At 43.3% G+C, this 16,733-nt stretch carries 12 protein-coding genes; 7 read left to right on the top strand and 5 right to left on the bottom strand.

The features are described 5' to 3' along the window. Positions 1 to 166 precede the first annotated feature (166 nt). Entirely contained in the window at positions 167 to 2,008 is a 1,842-nt protein-coding gene (locus ABJ384_RS12990) for a long-chain-acyl-CoA synthetase (RefSeq protein ID WP_349927806.1), read from the bottom strand. A 196-nt stretch (positions 2,009 to 2,204) separates the two neighbouring features. Next, a complete protein-coding gene (locus ABJ384_RS12985) occupies positions 2,205 to 5,600 on the bottom strand; it encodes an Rne/Rng family ribonuclease (RefSeq protein ID WP_349927804.1) in 3,396 nt (1,131 codons plus the stop codon). Between the two features lie 761 nt (positions 5,601 to 6,361). On the opposite strand from ABJ384_RS12985, the gene ABJ384_RS12980 reads away from it, so the two are divergent. After that, a complete protein-coding gene (locus tag ABJ384_RS12980) occupies positions 6,362 to 7,324 on the top strand; it encodes an RluA family pseudouridine synthase (protein WP_349927802.1) in 963 nt (320 codons plus the stop codon). Between the two features lie 257 nt (positions 7,325 to 7,581). Further along, a complete protein-coding gene (locus ABJ384_RS12975; protein WP_349927800.1) occupies positions 7,582 to 8,250 on the top strand; it encodes an HAD-IA family hydrolase in 669 nt (222 codons plus the stop codon). Positions 8,251 to 8,296: 46 nt separating this feature from the next. Here ABJ384_RS12975 and ABJ384_RS12970 read toward each other — a convergent pair whose 3' ends face one another. Next, positions 8,297 to 8,692 carry a hypothetical protein gene (locus ABJ384_RS12970; RefSeq protein WP_349927798.1) on the bottom strand — a complete coding sequence of 132 codons (396 nt, stop codon included), beginning with the start codon at positions 8,690 to 8,692 and terminating at the stop codon, positions 8,297 to 8,299. 433 nt (positions 8,693 to 9,125) lie between these two features. Here ABJ384_RS12970 and mhpD point away from each other — a divergent pair, with 433 nt between their 5' ends. The 5 genes from mhpD (at position 9,126) to ABJ384_RS12945 (ending at position 14,739) form a co-directional block, all read left to right on the top strand. Then, entirely contained in the window at positions 9,126 to 9,923 is a 798-nt protein-coding gene (gene mhpD / locus ABJ384_RS12965; protein ID WP_086195278.1) for a 2-keto-4-pentenoate hydratase, read from the top strand. Between the two features lie 38 nt (positions 9,924 to 9,961). Then, on the top strand, positions 9,962 to 10,858 hold the full coding sequence (locus ABJ384_RS12960) for an acetaldehyde dehydrogenase (acetylating) (protein WP_349927796.1): 897 nt from the start codon (positions 9,962 to 9,964) through the stop codon (positions 10,856 to 10,858). A gap of 11 nt (positions 10,859 to 10,869) precedes the next feature. Further along, positions 10,870 to 11,889 carry a 4-hydroxy-2-oxovalerate aldolase gene (dmpG, locus tag ABJ384_RS12955; RefSeq protein ID WP_086195280.1) on the top strand — a complete coding sequence of 340 codons (1,020 nt, stop codon included), beginning with the start codon at positions 10,870 to 10,872 and terminating at the stop codon, positions 11,887 to 11,889. 429 nt (positions 11,890 to 12,318) lie between these two features. After that, positions 12,319 to 13,587 carry an OprD family outer membrane porin gene (locus ABJ384_RS12950; RefSeq protein WP_349927795.1) on the top strand — a complete coding sequence of 423 codons (1,269 nt, stop codon included), beginning with the start codon at positions 12,319 to 12,321 and terminating at the stop codon, positions 13,585 to 13,587. Between the two features lie 294 nt (positions 13,588 to 13,881). Beyond that, a complete protein-coding gene (locus ABJ384_RS12945) occupies positions 13,882 to 14,739 on the top strand; it encodes an alpha/beta hydrolase (RefSeq protein WP_349927793.1) in 858 nt (285 codons plus the stop codon). A 60-nt stretch (positions 14,740 to 14,799) separates the two neighbouring features. Here ABJ384_RS12945 and ABJ384_RS12940 read toward each other — a convergent pair whose 3' ends face one another. Then, the gene (locus tag ABJ384_RS12940) at positions 14,800 to 15,471 is read right to left on the bottom strand and encodes a DUF1345 domain-containing protein (RefSeq protein ID WP_349927791.1); all 672 of its coding nucleotides are present in this window, start codon (positions 15,469 to 15,471) and stop codon (positions 14,800 to 14,802) included. Between the two features lie 288 nt (positions 15,472 to 15,759). Beyond that, positions 15,760 to 16,659 (bottom strand): DNA-binding transcriptional regulator HcaR, encoded by a 900-nt coding sequence (gene hcaR, locus ABJ384_RS12935; RefSeq protein WP_086195284.1) that lies wholly within the window; start codon positions 16,657 to 16,659, stop codon positions 15,760 to 15,762. Positions 16,660 to 16,733: the final 74 nt, after the last annotated feature.

The following is a 16,733-nucleotide window of genomic DNA, read 5'->3' as shown; positions in this document are numbered from 1 at the left end:
GTGCAGTGAAAGAAAAGAAAGAGTTTTCTCAACACCACTTCGTTTTGATGGAGCGTATTGTAGCAAGTTATCAAACGAGCGCAAGTAAAAATTAGCAAACTTGTTGATGTTTGATTATAAATACAACAAATTTGCCTAATCTTATAAAAAAATAGCGGTTCTGCAATTAGAAACGGTATTGATAGGCTTGAATATTGCTGAAGATTTCCGCAGTTAAATCACAATATTCTGTCGCATTTGGCAGAAGGACCAGTAAACGCTCATCGGTCTTGTTGGGGTCGAAAGCCTGTTCTTTGAGGGTATTTTTTTGATATTTAAATGTGCCTGTCGTTTCTACTTGAGACTGAACACGTAAAAATACCGGAACAGCATAAGCCGGCAAACATTTTTTGAACTCGCTTGCCATTTGCTTTAAGTCTTGTGCAGTTAATTCTGCACCCTCATTCAAGGTAATGGCTGCCATGCCGGCACGTCCATTGGTATGGGGAATTTCTACCCCGTAAACCACTGCCTCAGCAATTTTTTCATATTCACTGACTACATTTTCAACTTCAGTGGTAGACACATTTTCGCCTTTCCAGCGGAAAGTATCCCCGAGGCGATCTACAAACTGGGCATGACGGAAACCGATATCGCGTACCAGATCACCGGTATTAAAGAAAGCATCTCCATGTTTAAACACATCTTTCATAATGACAGATTTATTTTTTTCCGGATCGGTATAGCCGTCAAAAGGTGAACGACGGGTAATTTTTCCCACCAGTAAGCCGACCTCACCTTTTTTCACTTTTTTACACCGGTCTTCGGCATCTCTCACCGGCTGATTACTTTCCTTATCAAATTCAATAATCGCATAAGGTGTTGGAGAGAAGCCGACCGTGTTGTCAAAGTTAAACACGTTACTAAAGCCTACATTACCTTCACTGGATGCATACAGCTCAAGTACTTCTTCAATCCCGAAGCGTTCCTTGAATTTATCCCAGATATTCGGGCGCATGCCATTACCGATCATTTTGGTGACACGGTGACCTTTTTCCAGTTCAGATGGGGGAGCATCCATTAAATAGCGGCAGAGTTCACCGACATATCCAATGGCTGATGCATCAAATTTTTTGACATCCTTCCAGAAAGCAGAGGTTGAGTACTTGCGGCGTAATGCAAATGTTGCACTGCTTGCAATCACGCCACACCAGCACACCACAATACCGGTGGCATGATACAGCGGCAGGGTACAGTACATGACATCATCAGGTTTTAAATCCAGCACGTGACCATAGGTGCCATAAGCCAAAGTCCAGCGGCTATGGGTGAAAATGACCGCTTTAGGTAGTCCGGTCGTGCCTGAGGTATAGATGTAAAATAAGCCATCTTTACCTTGAATGGTGTGCGTGGTCGGAGTATTAAATTTTGGAAATTGGTCGGCTTTTTCCGCCAGGTTGGTCCAGCCCTGAGGTGCTTTACCGGCATCCACCTGTGTAGCTTGATCGGCAAACCAGTGGAAACGGTCTGCTGCCAGTTCTAGGTCCTGACGAACATCTTCTACAGCTGCACGGCATTCTTCACCGACAATTACGGCAATCGGCTTGACCAGGTTGATGCTGTGGGTCAGCGCTTTACCGCTTTGTGAGGTATTGACCAAAGCAGAGGTGACGCCAATTTTTGCCAGGGCGATAACTGTGGCAATCAGTTCCGGACGGTTTTCTACCATCACCGCAATCACATCGCCTTTTTGTGCACCGAGCGATAAATAGAAGTGTCCAATTTGGTTGGCCCATTCATTCAGTTCCTGATAACTGAATTTCTGATCTTCAAATAATAAAGCCATGCCGTGCGGATTATGTTTTACCGCTTTTTCAAAGGCAATACCCAAGCCTGCTGGAGTATTGGATGTGCGCAAATAGGCTTGTTTGAGACCACTCAATAAATGAGGGACTTTGCTGATGAATTTAGGTATTTTTGCTGCAACATCCGCAATACCAATAAGATCGCTCGGTGTAGTGTGGTTCATATGAATCCTATTTATTTTTTCATAATCCAATACAGTCTATTTGTTTGCAATACACTTGCTGTGATTTGTACACTTGTCTTTTAATCGTTTCAATCTAGTGCAATCAACCTAATCTGACAAAAGTATCAAAAAAAACCTAGTCACCGGAATGACTAGGTTTTTTTATTTCACTGCACTAGAGCTAATTTAAAACAAATTACGACTCATTTGCAGGTGTTGCTTTCTTTGGTGGACGACCGCGAGGACGACGAGGACGGACAGGTTTGTCTCCATCTTCCCCTTCGGTTTTTTCAGCTTCTGCGGTTGGCTCGACCTGAGTTTGTGCGTCCTGAGTAGCTTCTACCGCCAATTCAGCCTGTACGGGTTCAGCAGCCTGTTCGGTTTCCTCTGTAGCAATTACTGTTTCAGCAGCAACAACAGTTTCTGCAACAGGTTCAGCAACTACTTCAGTCACAACAGGCTCGGCCACTTCGGCTGGCGCTGTTTCTGCTTCTGTTACAGCAACAGTTTCGGCCGGTATTGCTTCAGCCGGAGCAGTTTCAGGTTGACTATGCGCCTGCTTTGCTTGCTCTAAAGCTTGTTCAGCAGCCTGTTTTGCCAAACGGCGACGTTCACGTGGATCATTTGCTACACGTTTGTCAGACACCGGTTTTGGTGGTGTCAAGTCCAGCACTGGTGCAGGTTCTGCTTCAGGTGCGGCTTTGGTGACTGCTACATCGCGTGTTACCGGCTGTGCTGGTGCTTCAGTTGTCTGAGTCGCGAGTGTTGCAGCATATTGCTCGGTAAATTTCACCAGGGCACGGTTGAACGTTGGAATTAAACCAAACTGTTCAATCAGCACTGAACAATCTTCACCATAGACATGGCGAATGAGACTGATCACGGTGTATTGACCCAAAGTTGGAACCTGAGAAGGACTTAGCTTCGGTGCCTGAGCCTGTCTTGCCTGAGCTTCACGTTTTTGGCGACGACGCATACGCGGATCGTTGCTGGCACGTTTTTCTGCAGGACGTGGCTTGTGTGGTTCATGAGTTTCAGCTGCAGCAGGTTTTTCTTCCTGCACGACCACTGGTTTCTCGATGACCGGCTCTTGTGCTTCAACTGTTACAGGAGCAGCCTGAATAATTGGTGCTTCAACTGCAGCAGGTGCTGAATTTAATGCAACAATTTCGGTTTTTGCCTGATCAACATTGACCAACAATGCAGTTGGCAGAACTTCCTGACGAGGTGTATCAATCACTTCGACCTTAGGTTCCCGTTCATTTACGACTACAGCAGCTGCAGTTTGTTGCGCTGGCTGTTCGTTTAATACGCTCTGATCGCGGTGGCGATTCGGGCGTTCCGGACGTTGCTGGTTGCGACGGTCACGGCGTGGCACAGCATTTTGCTCGGTTTGCTGATCAGCATGTTGTTGTTCAGCGTGTTGACGACGAGAAGGGCGCTTGTTTTCACGTGAATCCTGGCGCTGTTCCGGACGTTGTTCTTGACGTTGCTCATGACGGGAAACCTGAACAATTTCTTCATGCACTTGATTTTGCTGATTGTCGTACTGAACTTGTTCACGTTGCTCTTTAGGCTTGTTACGCTTTTTATTGTGACGTTGCGATTTTTCTTCCTTATCAGAATATTTATCTGCAACTTCATGCTGTTCCTGTTTTTGTGTTACAGGCGCAGTTGGCGATAAGTAAGCATTGTTGTTTGCAGTGGCAACCGGTGGTGCGCTCTGAGTAGGCGCAGATGTTACAACCTGACCGAATTGACCACGGCTGACCGCACCAGCATTGACCATTTGTTCAATGGCAGCAGCAGCATTGTTTGCAGTACGTGCTTGATCAACTGTTTTAGCTTGCTTTTGCACAAACAGGTTTTCTAGCCATGCACATGGGCTTGATGAAGCTTGAGCAGCAGGCGCAACTTGAGCTGGTTGTGATTGCTGTACTTCTTGAGCTACTTGTTGTGGACGACGTTGTGGCTTGTTGTTTTGGTTTTTAGCCTGTTGCTGAGCAGGTGCCTGCGCAGCAGCTTGAGCTTGTTGCTCACCTTCCAAATGCCATTCAGAAGATTCATAACCCAACTCTTTTTCGCTTGAACGGGTTGCTTCGGTACGTTCATAGCTGGTTGGTGCAAAACCTTCAGCATTATAAGTGATTTCGTAATGCGGTGTTTCCAGGTGCGGATGTGGCAACACGGTTACACGGACATTTGAAGTTTGTTCTAAATACACCAAAGTATGACGCTTTTCATTCAACATGAATGCGGCAATTTCAACCGGAACTTCAACCTGAACTTCACCGTGACGTTCACGCAGTGCAATTTCTTCCACTTTACGCATGATCGAAAGGGAAAGAGAACGTAAATCACGCACCATACCGGTACCATGACAGCGTGGGCAAACGTAACCGGTTGCTTCTTCCAGCGATGGGCGCAAGCGTTGACGGCTCATTTCCATTAAACCAAAACGCGACAATTGACCGAACTGGATGCGGGCACGGTCGCTTTGGGTGGCTTCACGCAGTTTGGCTTCCACCATGCGCTGGTTGCGGTCTTTGGTCATGTCGATGAAATCGATCACCACCAATCCACCGATATCGCGTAAACGCAGTTGACGCGCAATTTCTTCTGCTGCTTCTAAGTTGGTGTTTAAAGCAGTGTCTTCAACGTCGTGACCACGAGTCGATTTAGCCGAGTTAATATCGATCGATACCAAAGCTTCAGTCTGGTCAATCACGATTGAACCGCCAGAAGGAAGTTTTACTTCACGTTCATAAGCCGTCTGAATCTGGCTTTCAATACCGAAATGGGCAAATAAAGGCTCATTTAAAGTATAGGTTTTGAGCTTGTCGATTTGACGTGGCATTACTGCTTTCACGAAGTTATAGGCTTCGTTATAGGCTTGTTCCGAGTCAATCAGGATTTCTGCAACATCATCACGTAAATAGTCACGAATTGCGCGTGTTACCACACCGGCTTCTTGATGGACCAGCATGGGTGATGGACCAGAACTTGCGGTGTTTTGGATTTGGGCCCAAAGATCCATCAAGTGCTGTAAATCAAGTTGCAATTCTTCTTGCGAGCGGCCAATACCTGCGGTACGCACAATCACGCTCATGCCACGCTGAATATTCAGTGAGGCCAACATTTCTTTCAGTTCTTCACGCACTGAACCGGAAATTTGACGGCTGATACCGCCACCTTTCGGGTTATTTGGCATAAGCACCAAATAACGGCCAGCAAGCGAAATGAAGGTAGAAAGGGCAGCACCTTTATTGCCACGTTCTTCTTTTTCTACCTGTACTAAAAGTTCGGTACCTTCAGTGATCAATTCGCGGATATTTGAAGTTTGGCGAGGATCTGCCTTGTAATACGAGTTTGCGATTTCACGCATGGATAGGAAGCCTTGACGGCCTGCACCATACTCTACAAAAACAGCTTCTAAAGAAGGTTCAACGCGAGTGACGTGACCTTTATAGATATTGGATTTTTTTTGTTCACGGGTACGATTTTCTAGATCGAAATCGTAAAGACGCTGACCAGTGACAAGTGCAACGCGAATCTCTTCGGCATGTGTTGCATTAATCAACATACGTTTCATGGGTGTAACACCTAATAGTGATACACAGCAGGACATCGCTATACACGTAGCGAACATCACACATTACGGATCAACACCCAGATCTCAAAATGACGCAATTGTGGTCTGAGCTTTTTTACCGGCCTTTTTTTGGGCTGCGGTTTTTTGATTCACGTATTGAAGATGGCAATACGGCTTCAATCTTATAAACGATTAAAGTCACCTGAACGATTCACTGGCGGACAAACGGTGCATTAGATGTGAGTAACTTTCACTGTCACGTAGCTTGAAGATCGTCCCTTCATTAATTCATGATCGGGCGTCTTGATACGGAATTATCATCGTATCTTTGCTTTATGTGCAGATCCAATGCATCAACGTTGTAGCCTGAATGCGACTTCAGGGTGCGACTAATCTGATGTGTATCAGTTTACGTTTAAAAACCAACTAGGTTGGCGACATATTTTTTAGGGCAAACTGATTTATGTACGAAGTACAATTAAACGCAACAGTTTGCTTTTTTGCCGATATAATAAGCCTTCGGCGTCGGCATATTCTTTAGGGACCTTTCCGTATTTAATGTGAATGGTGAAATTTAATATTGAGCTTCAAAAAAGATTGAAGTGATTAAATTTTTTCACACTAACGGTGGTATCCGTGCGCTGACTATATCAAACCTTGCATCATCTGCCTATGGGCTAAGCTTATCTTTCTTGTGTAAAGCATAGCCCAAGTGATCAGTTTTTAATCAATTTTAGTATTTTTTGGGTCATCGTAACTGTATGAATTCTACGCAAGAATGGCAAAGTGTCACCTGGTTTGAAGTGGACGAGCATCAATTGGGTCAACGCATCGACAATTTTTTATTTTCCAGACTGAAAGGTGTACCAAAAAGTCGGATTTATCGTTTAATCCGTGAAGGACAGGTTCGGGTCAATAAAAAGCGCGTTAAGGCGGAAACCAAACTGAATATTGGCGACCAGATTCGCGTTGCACCAATTCGTTTTGAGCCTAAAGATGAAACGGCGGCACCGGTATCGGACAAGGTGGCACAAAGCCTGCTCAGCCGTGTGGTCTATGAAGATGAAGGGCTGATGGTGGTCAATAAGCCTTCAGGCATTGCGGTGCATGGCGGTAGCGGTGTGGCCTACGGGCTGATTGAAGGTCTGCGTGCAGCCACCGGCAAGAAATATCTGGAACTGATTCACCGTATCGACCGCGACACATCCGGTTTGGTGATGATCAGTAAAAAACGCAGTACCTTAAAAACGCTGCAAGATTTGCTGCGTGAACACAAAATCAAAAAAACCTATGCCGCGATTGTGAAAGGGCAGGTGAGCCTGGATCAGCAACTCATTGACCAGCCATTGCACCGTTATGAGCTGGCCAATGGTGAGCGCCGGGTTCGTGTTTCTAAAGAAGGTAAAGACAGTAAAACCCAGTGGAATGTGGCAGAGCGTTTCATGCATGGCACACTAGTATATGCTTCACCGCTATCAGGTCGTACCCATCAGATTCGTGTACATGGTTTGAGTATTGGTCATCCTTTAATTGGTGATGATAAATACGGTCATGAGACTGAATATAAGGGGCCAAAGCCGCGTCGTTTATGTTTACATGCCATGCGTCTGGAAATTCCGGGTTATCCGACCATTGAAGCACCTTTGCCTGAAGATATGCAGAGTTTGGTGGCGCAGCTCAGAGCGCAGAAGAAGGATAAGCCGGTCGTTACTTTTGACGACTAGTAAGTTTTAATCCTCTCCCTGAGCAGCATTGCTGCGCAAGTCTCCTTTCTTGCACGTCGTTTAAAGCAGTGCTTTAAACTCGTTCAGGAGAGGGGACATCACGTAAAATATTCTGTCATTAACTCAGACTTCGTGTAGTCAGTATTTTGATTTAGTAAAAAATGAATGACTAAGCAAAAGGGTTTCCCTCTCCTTGTAGGAGAGGGTTAGGGAGAGGTGAACAATTAAATACTGAATCAAATACTAGGAAAGCATTTATGAACACACCTGTAAAACTGGTCATTTTCGATTGGGATGGCACTTTATTTGATTCGGTTCGTCAAATTGTGGCAAGTTTGCAGTTCGCAGCACAACAATTCCAGCAACCCTTAACTGATGAAGATGCCAAAAGTATTATTGGGCTAGGTTTACCGGAAGTCGCACAGCGTTTATTTCCGGCTGTGCCTGAGTTACATGCCGATATTTTACAGTCCTATTCAGAGCACTATGTTGCCAACTCAACTGGTGATCAATGGTTCGCTGGTGTTGCCGACATGTTAGAAGCATTGGCTCAAGCGGGGGTAAAACTGGCAGTCGCTACAGGCAAAAGCCGTAAAGGTCTGGATCGTGTCTTGAAGCAGACACAAAGCATGGAGCTGTTCGCGGCGACACGTGCGGCCAGTGAAACCCGATCTAAGCCACATCCTTTAATGCTGGAAGAAATTTTGACACAAACTGGTGTCCAGGCTGAACATGCGATTATGGTCGGTGATACTTCCTATGATCTGGAAATGGCACAAAATATTGCCATGCCGCGTATAGGGGTAAGTTATGGCGTGCATACTACAGAAGTGCTTGCCCGCTATCATCCGCTGGCCATTGCAGAGGATGTTACGGCTTTAAATCAGCTTTTATTAAACCATGTGAATTTAAAACAGGCGGTTTGATCAGTAAGTTAGATAAAAAGGATGAGCTTTATCATCCTTTTTATATTTATTGGATTCTAAATTTTTGTAGTTCCGGTTTGTGACTGCCCCAACCCGTCCAGTAATTGGTAACGGTGACCGTTTTATTCTGAATACTCATGATTTTATAAATTTCATTGCGTGGCGGTGAAATTTCATTGGGGCGAATCACTTCAGTCATGACAAAAATTTCTGGTGCAATCCAGGTTATACGCCAGGCATCTTTATTATAGTAGCCATCGCTGCAGTCCATTTCATTTTGCCATGCTGCGGCGGTTGCCTGGGCATTAAATTTTAAGCCTGCACATTCAGCTCCCGCCAAAACAAGATATTTGCCTTTCAGCGACTGTTGATAATTTTGTGCGAAAGTTGAGCAGGAGAGGGTGCTCAGTAAAATTGTACTGAAAATGGTTTTGCGGTTCATAAAGTAGGTATAGTTTGTTGATTTTAAAAAGTATAAATAACATTTTTAGGTCTGCTGAAATAGAATATTTGTGCTCAAAATAAGCATTCGATCTAGTCTTTTAGTCGTAGATCGATGGTTATTTCATGAATCTGACAATCTGACCTTCAGTTCATATGGGAAAACAGTTTTTATATTTGGTTCATATGGCTGTTTTTTTTAAATAAAACCAAGTTAATTTATAGGAATTAGCTATTGTCATAAATAAAATAAGTATTGGCATAAAAAGCGCAATTTTCCGATTCTAAAACTGTTTATACATATACGCGTTTGCCAAGATGGGCAGCAGCCCTTTGCTGATGGCTTTGATCAGTTCACAGATTTCTTCTTGTTGTTCATCGCATTTCCATCGATAACGGTATAAGTCCAATTTTTGCAGTTTAAGGAAACATTGATGTCGAATTCTGCTGTTGTTGAATCAGTTGCGCAAGCATTACGTAACGCTGAATTATCAAAAACTGCGATTGCCCCTGTTCGCCCGCAACTTGGTGGCGAAAGTGCTGACGTGGATATCGCATATGCCGTTCAGGAAGTAAATACAGAGCGCGCATTATCTGAAGGTCGTCGTTTGGTTGGCCGTAAAATTGGTTTGACCTCTAAAGTTGTGCAAGCGCAGCTGGGTGTAGACCAACCGGACTTCGGTATGTTGTTTGCTGACATGGCTTATGGTGATGGCGAAGCGATTCCAGCGGGTCTATTGATTCAACCTAAAGTTGAAGCAGAAATCGCGTTAATCATCAACAAAGATTTAACCCAAGAAAAACACACTTATGCAGACATTATCAGTGCGACTGAATATGCACTGCCTGCTGTAGAAGTGGTCGATAGCCGTATTGAAAACTGGAAAATTTCATTGATTGATACTGTTGCAGATAACGCATCTTCTGCGGCTTATGTTTTGGGTTCACGTCCTGTGAAACTTGAAAATCTCGATCTTGTAAATTGCAAAATGACCATGAAACGCGGTGAAGAAGTCGTGTCTCAAGGCGTTGGTAAAGCATGTCTGGCTAACCCGTTAAATGCTGCGGTTTGGCTGGCAGATGAAATGGTACGTCGTGGTCGTCCTTTACTTGCAGGCGACATCATCCTGACAGGTGCATTAGGTCCTATGGTTGTCGCTAACCCGGGTGATGAATTCGTGGTTGAAATTGAAGGTTTTGGTTCTGTAACTGCTGCATTCGCTGCTGAATAAGTCCAGATTTTAAGAGCGTTTTTTAAGAGAAATTGTTCATGAAAAAGATTAAATGTGCATTGATCGGTCCGGGGAACATTGGTACTGACTTGCTATACAAATTACAACGCAGTGAATTTCTAGAGCCAGTATGGATGGTGGGTATTGACCCAACTTCTGAAGGTTTGGCACGTGCTGCGAAAATGGGTTTGAAAACTACAAGTGAAGGTGTAGACGGTTTACTTCCTCATGTGATTGAAGACGAAATCAAAATCGCATTTGATGCAACGTCTGCCTACGTTCACGCTGAAAACAGCCGCAAGTTGAACGAACTTGGCGTGTTGATGATTGACTTGACGCCTGCTGCGATCGGTCCATTCTGTGTACCACCAGTAAACTTGGAAGCTTTGTTAGATGCAGGCGAAGTGCCAAATGTGAATATGGTGACTTGTGGCGGTCAAGCGACTATTCCGATGGTTGCCGCAATTTCGCGTGTTCAACCGGTTGAATATGGTGAAATCATTGCCACTGTATCGACTAAATCTGTAGGTCCAGGTACACGTAAAAACATTGATGAATTCACCCGTACTACTGCTGGCGCGATTGAAAAAGTCGGCGGTGCTAAAGCGGGTAAAGCGATCATCATTATCAACCCGGCAGAGCCACCATTAATGATGCGTGACACAGTACATTGCTTGGTTGAAGGTGAGCCAGATCAGGCTGCCATCACTGAATCTGTGCATGCGATGATCAAGGAAGTTCAAAAATACGTTCCAGGTTACAAACTTGTAAACGGTCCAGTATTTGATGGTAACCGTGTATCCATCTTCCTTGAAGTTGAAGGCTTGGGCGATTACCTGCCTAAATATGCCGGTAACCTCGACATTATGACTGCAGCAGCTGCGCGTACCGCAGAAATGTTTGCAGAACGTGTTTTAAACGCAGTTGAAGCATAAGGAGCATCTTCATGTCTAAGATTATTATTAATGATATGACTTTACGTGATGGCATGCATCCTATGCGCCATCAAACTACACCTGAGCAAATGGTTGCGATTGCAACGGCTCTGGATGATGCAGGTGTCCCTTTAATTGAAGTTACACACGGTGACGGCTTGGGCGGTAACTCTGTGAACTACGGTTTTGCAGCGGCAACTGATGAAGAATACTTAAAAGCTGTCATTCCAAACCTGAAACAGGCAAAAGTTTCTGCACTTTTACTACCTGGTATCGGTACGGTTGATCACTTGCAAATGGCGCATGATGTCGGTGTTTCTACCATTCGTGTGGCAACGCATTCAACTGAAGCTGATGTTTCTGAACAGCACATTACTGCTGCACGTAAACTCGGTATGGACACTGTGGGCTTCTTGATGATGGCACACATGGCTTCTCCAGAAAAACTTTTGGAAGAAGCACAAAAAATGGTGTCTTACGGTGCAAACTGTATCTATGTAACGGATTCTGCAGGTTACATGCTTCCTCAAGATGTGACTGACCGCGTAGGTATTTTACGTGCTAACTTAGGTTCAGACATCGAAATCGGTTTCCATGGTCACCATAACCTGGGTATGGGTGTTGCAAACTCTGTATCTGCTGTGACTGCTGGTGCAACGCGTGTTGACTTGGCTTCTGCTGGTCTAGGTGCAGGTGCAGGTAATACACCACTTGAACTGTTTGTTGCGGTTGCTAACCGTATGCAAATTGAAACCGGTGTAGACTTGTTTAAGGTTCAAGACGTTGCAGAAGATCTGATCATTCCAATGATGACCCATCAGATTCGTGCTGACCGTGACGCAGCGACTTTAGGTTATGCGGGTGTTTACTCTTCATTCCTGTTGTTTGCTAAACGTGCAGAAGCGAAATATGGCGTGTCTGCGCGTGAAATCCTGATGGAACTGGGTCGCCGTGGTACTGTAGGTGGTCAGGAAGACATGATTGAAGACTTGGCATTGACCATGTCTAAAGCTAAAGAAGCCAATGCTTAATCTGCTTTAAGTTGAAGCAAAAAAAGCGTCCGAAAGGGCGCTTTTTTTATGGCTAGACCTTGATTTTACACTTGAGTTTATAGATAAAAAATATCATATCATAGGATAGTTATATTAATATAATCAATTATTTAAGTGGCTTTAGCTCTGGGTTAAACTTAAAAGCGATTAATCAATTTTTTTTTGCGGTCAAAAAGCCTAAATTCTTTTAAAATAAACACTGAAACAAAGGTTTAACAAAAATGAAATAAACGGAAGATAAAATGACTTATTGTTTAAAGTTCTTAACGTGATTTGAATCACTAAAATAAAAACAAGCAGAAATAGCCATAAAGGCAATAAATCTTAATACTCTGGTCGGATTTCGTTTTTTGTGATTGTTTAGCATGATGGCGCCATAGCTTAATTTGATTACTAGGGAATTCAGCCATGCGTCGTCAAAACTTATGGATAGCAATGCTTGCTGCGACAGCAACTTTAGGAACAACTGCATCGAATGCAGATTTTGTTGACGACAGTAATGTCCAATTAAAATTTAAAAACTTTTATTTAGACCGTCAGTATGCGGATCTTCCGCAAAACAACTGGGGTTCTTGGTCTCAGGGTATCACACTAGATGCAAAATCGGGTTATCAGGATATCGGTGGCGGTATTCAAGTGGGTGCAGACCTTTTGGTGCAGCACGCATTTAAATTGAATGGTCGTGATAAAAATGCAGACTGGGTTTTGCCGCATGATGGCAAAGAGTCGAAAGACAATTTTGGTAAAGTTGGTGCAACTTTAAAAGCCAAAGTTTCACAAACTGAATTAAAAGTCGGTGAATTATTACCGGTATCTCCAGTACTAGTATTCGATCCATCACGTCAGTTATTGACGACTTATAGCGGTGCATGGTTAGAGTCTAAAGAGATTAAAGACACCAAACTGACTGTGGCTTATATTGATAAGATCAATAACCGTTATGACAACCAGTTCCGTGACTTAACTTTGTTTGCACCTGCTAAGGGCAAAAAGTATTACGATAATGGTGATGCTTCTGATGGCATGTTGATTGCGGGTGTTGATCATCAGTTTACCCCTGAAATTGGTGGTAGCTACTGGTATGCAGATGTTGAAGATATTTATCAGCAGCATTATGTCGGTGCAAGCTACAAAACCAAGCTGGGTAAAAAAGCCAAGTTAGACAGCCATATCCGTTACTTTGATAACTCGGAGTCAGGTGACAAGCTGTATGGTAATATTGATAACCAGGCGTTGTCTGTAGGCGCTAAAGTCAATTATGGCGCACATACTGTTGGTTTGGGCTACCAGCAAATGTTTGGTGATTCTCCGTTCCCGACATTGGGTGGCTGGGTGCCGCAGCCGTACTTGGTCAACTGGGGTGTCGCAACCTTTACCAATACCAATGAAAAATCATGGGGCTTCACTTATGGCTATGATTTCTCTGAATTGGGTGCCAAAGGCTTGAATGCTACTGCAGTGTACTTTATCGGTTCAGATGCTGAGGTGAAAACATCTCCAACGACTACTTTGAAAGACCAGAAATCGGATGAGCTGAATTTGATTCTGAATTACACGGTTCCAGAAGGTAAACTTAAGGGCCTAGGCTTCCAGGCGATGTATATTGACACCGATTTCGACTGGAAATCAGACTTAAAAGAGTACCGTGTAGCGACAACTTATACTTACAAGTTCTAATTAAACAGTGTAATAAAAAAGCGACTTTCAATAAGTCGCTTTTTTTTCTATAGAGAGCGCTATTTTATTATTAAATGCCTTAATAAAAATAAGGGTTTGGTCTTTAATAAAATTTTAAAAAACAAATAGTTAAATTATCGTTTTTTTATAGTATTTGATCGTAAATTTGTATCAGTTTGACTGCTTTGAACAGGTAATATAAGGCAGTAAAAAAGTAAATTTCACCGAGTCAACTTGACGTTAAATTCTGAATCAAGATGGAAACGCAAGCTAAAGACTGTACGAGGAGTATGTATGAGCACTGTTCAAATCCCTGAATATACAACAGATCCATTCTTTGGCTTAGAAGACAAATGGATTGAAACTGCAGAAGGTGAGTTGACTCACTATCACGAAGTGGGTGAAGGTACACCTATCCTATTCTTGCATGGTTCAGGTACCGGTGTATCTGCTGCGGCAAACTGGTGGTTAAACTTGCCATCAATTGGTGAGCAGGCACGTTGTATCGCTATCGACACTATTGGTTATGGTCAAACTGTAGTTGCACCAAACACAGCTTACGGTATCCGTGCCTGGGTAGACCATGCAGTTCGTACTTTAGATGCACTGGGCATTGAAAAAACCTGGTTGGTGGGTAACTCACTGGGTGGCTGGTTGGCATTCCAATTGGCACTGGATTACCCTGAGCGTGTTCTCGGTATTGTATCTATGGGTACGGGTGGTGCAAAACAGACTGCTGCACTGAAAGCGCATGCGAATCCGGTATTGACCGAGGAAGGCATCAAGAAAACATTGTCTATGTTTGTAGTGAACAAAGACCTGATCACAGACGAACTGGTGAAAGTACGCTTTGCTTCTGCTGCAAATGACTATGCATCGAACCGTTTGATGGACGTAGTGGGCGCACGTGACCGTGACCGTTTCGAATTCCCATTAGACTTCGAAAAAATGAAAGACATCACTGTGCCTGTATTGTTGATTCACGGTACTCAAGACGTGGTGATTCCAGTTTCTCGTACCTGGGATATCCTCAATGTTGTACCAAATGCTGATGCACACATTTTCAGCCAGTGTGGCCACTGGTCTCAAGTGGAAAAAGCTGAAGAGTTCAATACAGTGATTAAAAACTATTTAACTGCTCGTGGCGTTTAATCCCGCCGTCTAGCAAATAAAAAAAGGATGACTTCGGTCATCCTTTTTTTATGCTCTTGCTCAAGGACTGATAAAGTTCGCTGCCACATTGATCGTGATGGCCAGAATGGTGGTATTAAAGCCGTAGGCCAGCAGCAGGTGCAGGGTGTTTAAAACCCGCATTGCGGAGTGGGTAATGGAAACATCCGCCGTTTGTGCGGAAGTACCGACGATGTAACTAAAATATAAAAAGTCGGGATAAGTCGGTCTAGGGGTTTTGGGAAACTCCAGCCCGCCTTCATTATTCTTGTCGAGTGCCAGATAGAAGTCATGTGCATAATGAATCGCAAAAATGGTATGCATCAGGAACCAGGCAGAGGTAATGGTCACCATGGATAAAATGATATGAGCGGTTTGAATGAGCGTATTGCTCGGCAAATTATTCACTTCAATAATAAGCGCAATGAAGCAGATGAATAAGGTCAGCAGGACCAGAAATAGAATCAGCCATTTACTGGCATCTTGTTCCTTCGCACGTTGCAGGATATGCGCATGATCAATGCGCCAGAGTTTTTTCAGGGTGAAAAATAAATAGGCATAGATGACCAGATTCCAGCTCATTAGCAGGCAGGTTGACCAGTTCCATGAGGTCATCAACTGAAAAGTAGCATACAGCACAGCAATAAACGGAAAGGTTAGAAAGAAATAAAGATGGTGCTGAATCCCTGTTTTTATACGGCGTAATAGATGCATGAGTGGGCAACCTTTTATCGTTATTGTTGTTTTTTAACATTTTAAAAAGTTTGTGGGAAATTTATTAGACTTAAGTTGTAATTCATCGATGATGAAATGTGATTTATAAATGGCTAAAGAAAAAGTTATGCGTTATTCCCTATAAATAGCGTGTTAATGATAAGAAAAAAGCGTAAGACTTAAGTCTAATCTGGACTAAAAATACACAAATTGAAATAAAAAAAACCACCATTATTTATTAGTAAAATAATGGTGGCTTCAATCCGGTGCAAAAGCATAAAAATTTTTTTAAGTGCGGTTTATATTTAGATAGAACACATGAGTCAGCAATTCAATAAATTTCTTCACTGCGATAGAGCTGCTGTTTTTATGGTAACTCACATACAGGTCGAGGTAAGGCAGTTCTACATCTAAAGGGCGAATCACGGTATTTTCCATGGTTAGTGGCGCAACATAGCCCGGCAGAATGGTGCAGCCTAAACCCATCCCTACAGAATTGATGTTAAACAGGATGTTATCGGCCTTTTGTACAATATTGAATTCAATGCCATTGGCATGGGAAAAATCTATAATGGCATTATGTAATGTTAAGGACTGTTCTGCAGCAGGAATAATAAAATCTATACCATTCAATTCTTTAACAGGAATACGTTCATACTTAGCCAAAGGGTGGTCTTTCGGTAAAATAAAGATCAGTGGCTCACGTAACACAAATAGACTTTCAATTTCATCACTATTGAGATTGTGCCGGGTAAAGGTGACATCCAGTTCCCCTTTTTTCAGCAACTTCATTTGTTCACTGTTGTTTAAGCTGAGCAAATCGATTTTTAAATCAGGGTTTTGCACGCGTAAATTCGGTAGTACGTAAGGAAAAATTTTCATTTCCGCCACCGGAACAAAGCCGATGCGCAGCATTTGCTGTTTGGCTTGCGAAACCTGGCGTGCCATGGCAATCGCTTTATCTGCCTGTGCCAGGGTTAAGCGCGCCTGCTCGAGAAATACGGCACCTTCTTCAGTCAGCTCAACCTTACGTTTAGTACGATAAAGCAGTTTTACCCCGACATCTTCTTCCAGATCTTTAATTTGCTGACTTAAAGAGGGCTGTGCGGTATAAAGCTTTAATGCAGCCTTACTGAAGTTAAGTTCTTCTGCAACGGTGATAAAATAGCGTAGGTGTCGTAATTCCATATAACTCGTCCAAAAGAGTAATCCAAAAAATGTCTTACTATATTTTTGTAGCAGTATAATCTATAAACAACTAT

This window comes from Acinetobacter sp. A1-4-2, from assembly GCF_040233925.1.
GTDB lineage: Bacteria > Pseudomonadota > Gammaproteobacteria > Pseudomonadales > Moraxellaceae > Acinetobacter.
This window is presented reverse-complemented; position numbering and strand designations above follow the sequence as displayed.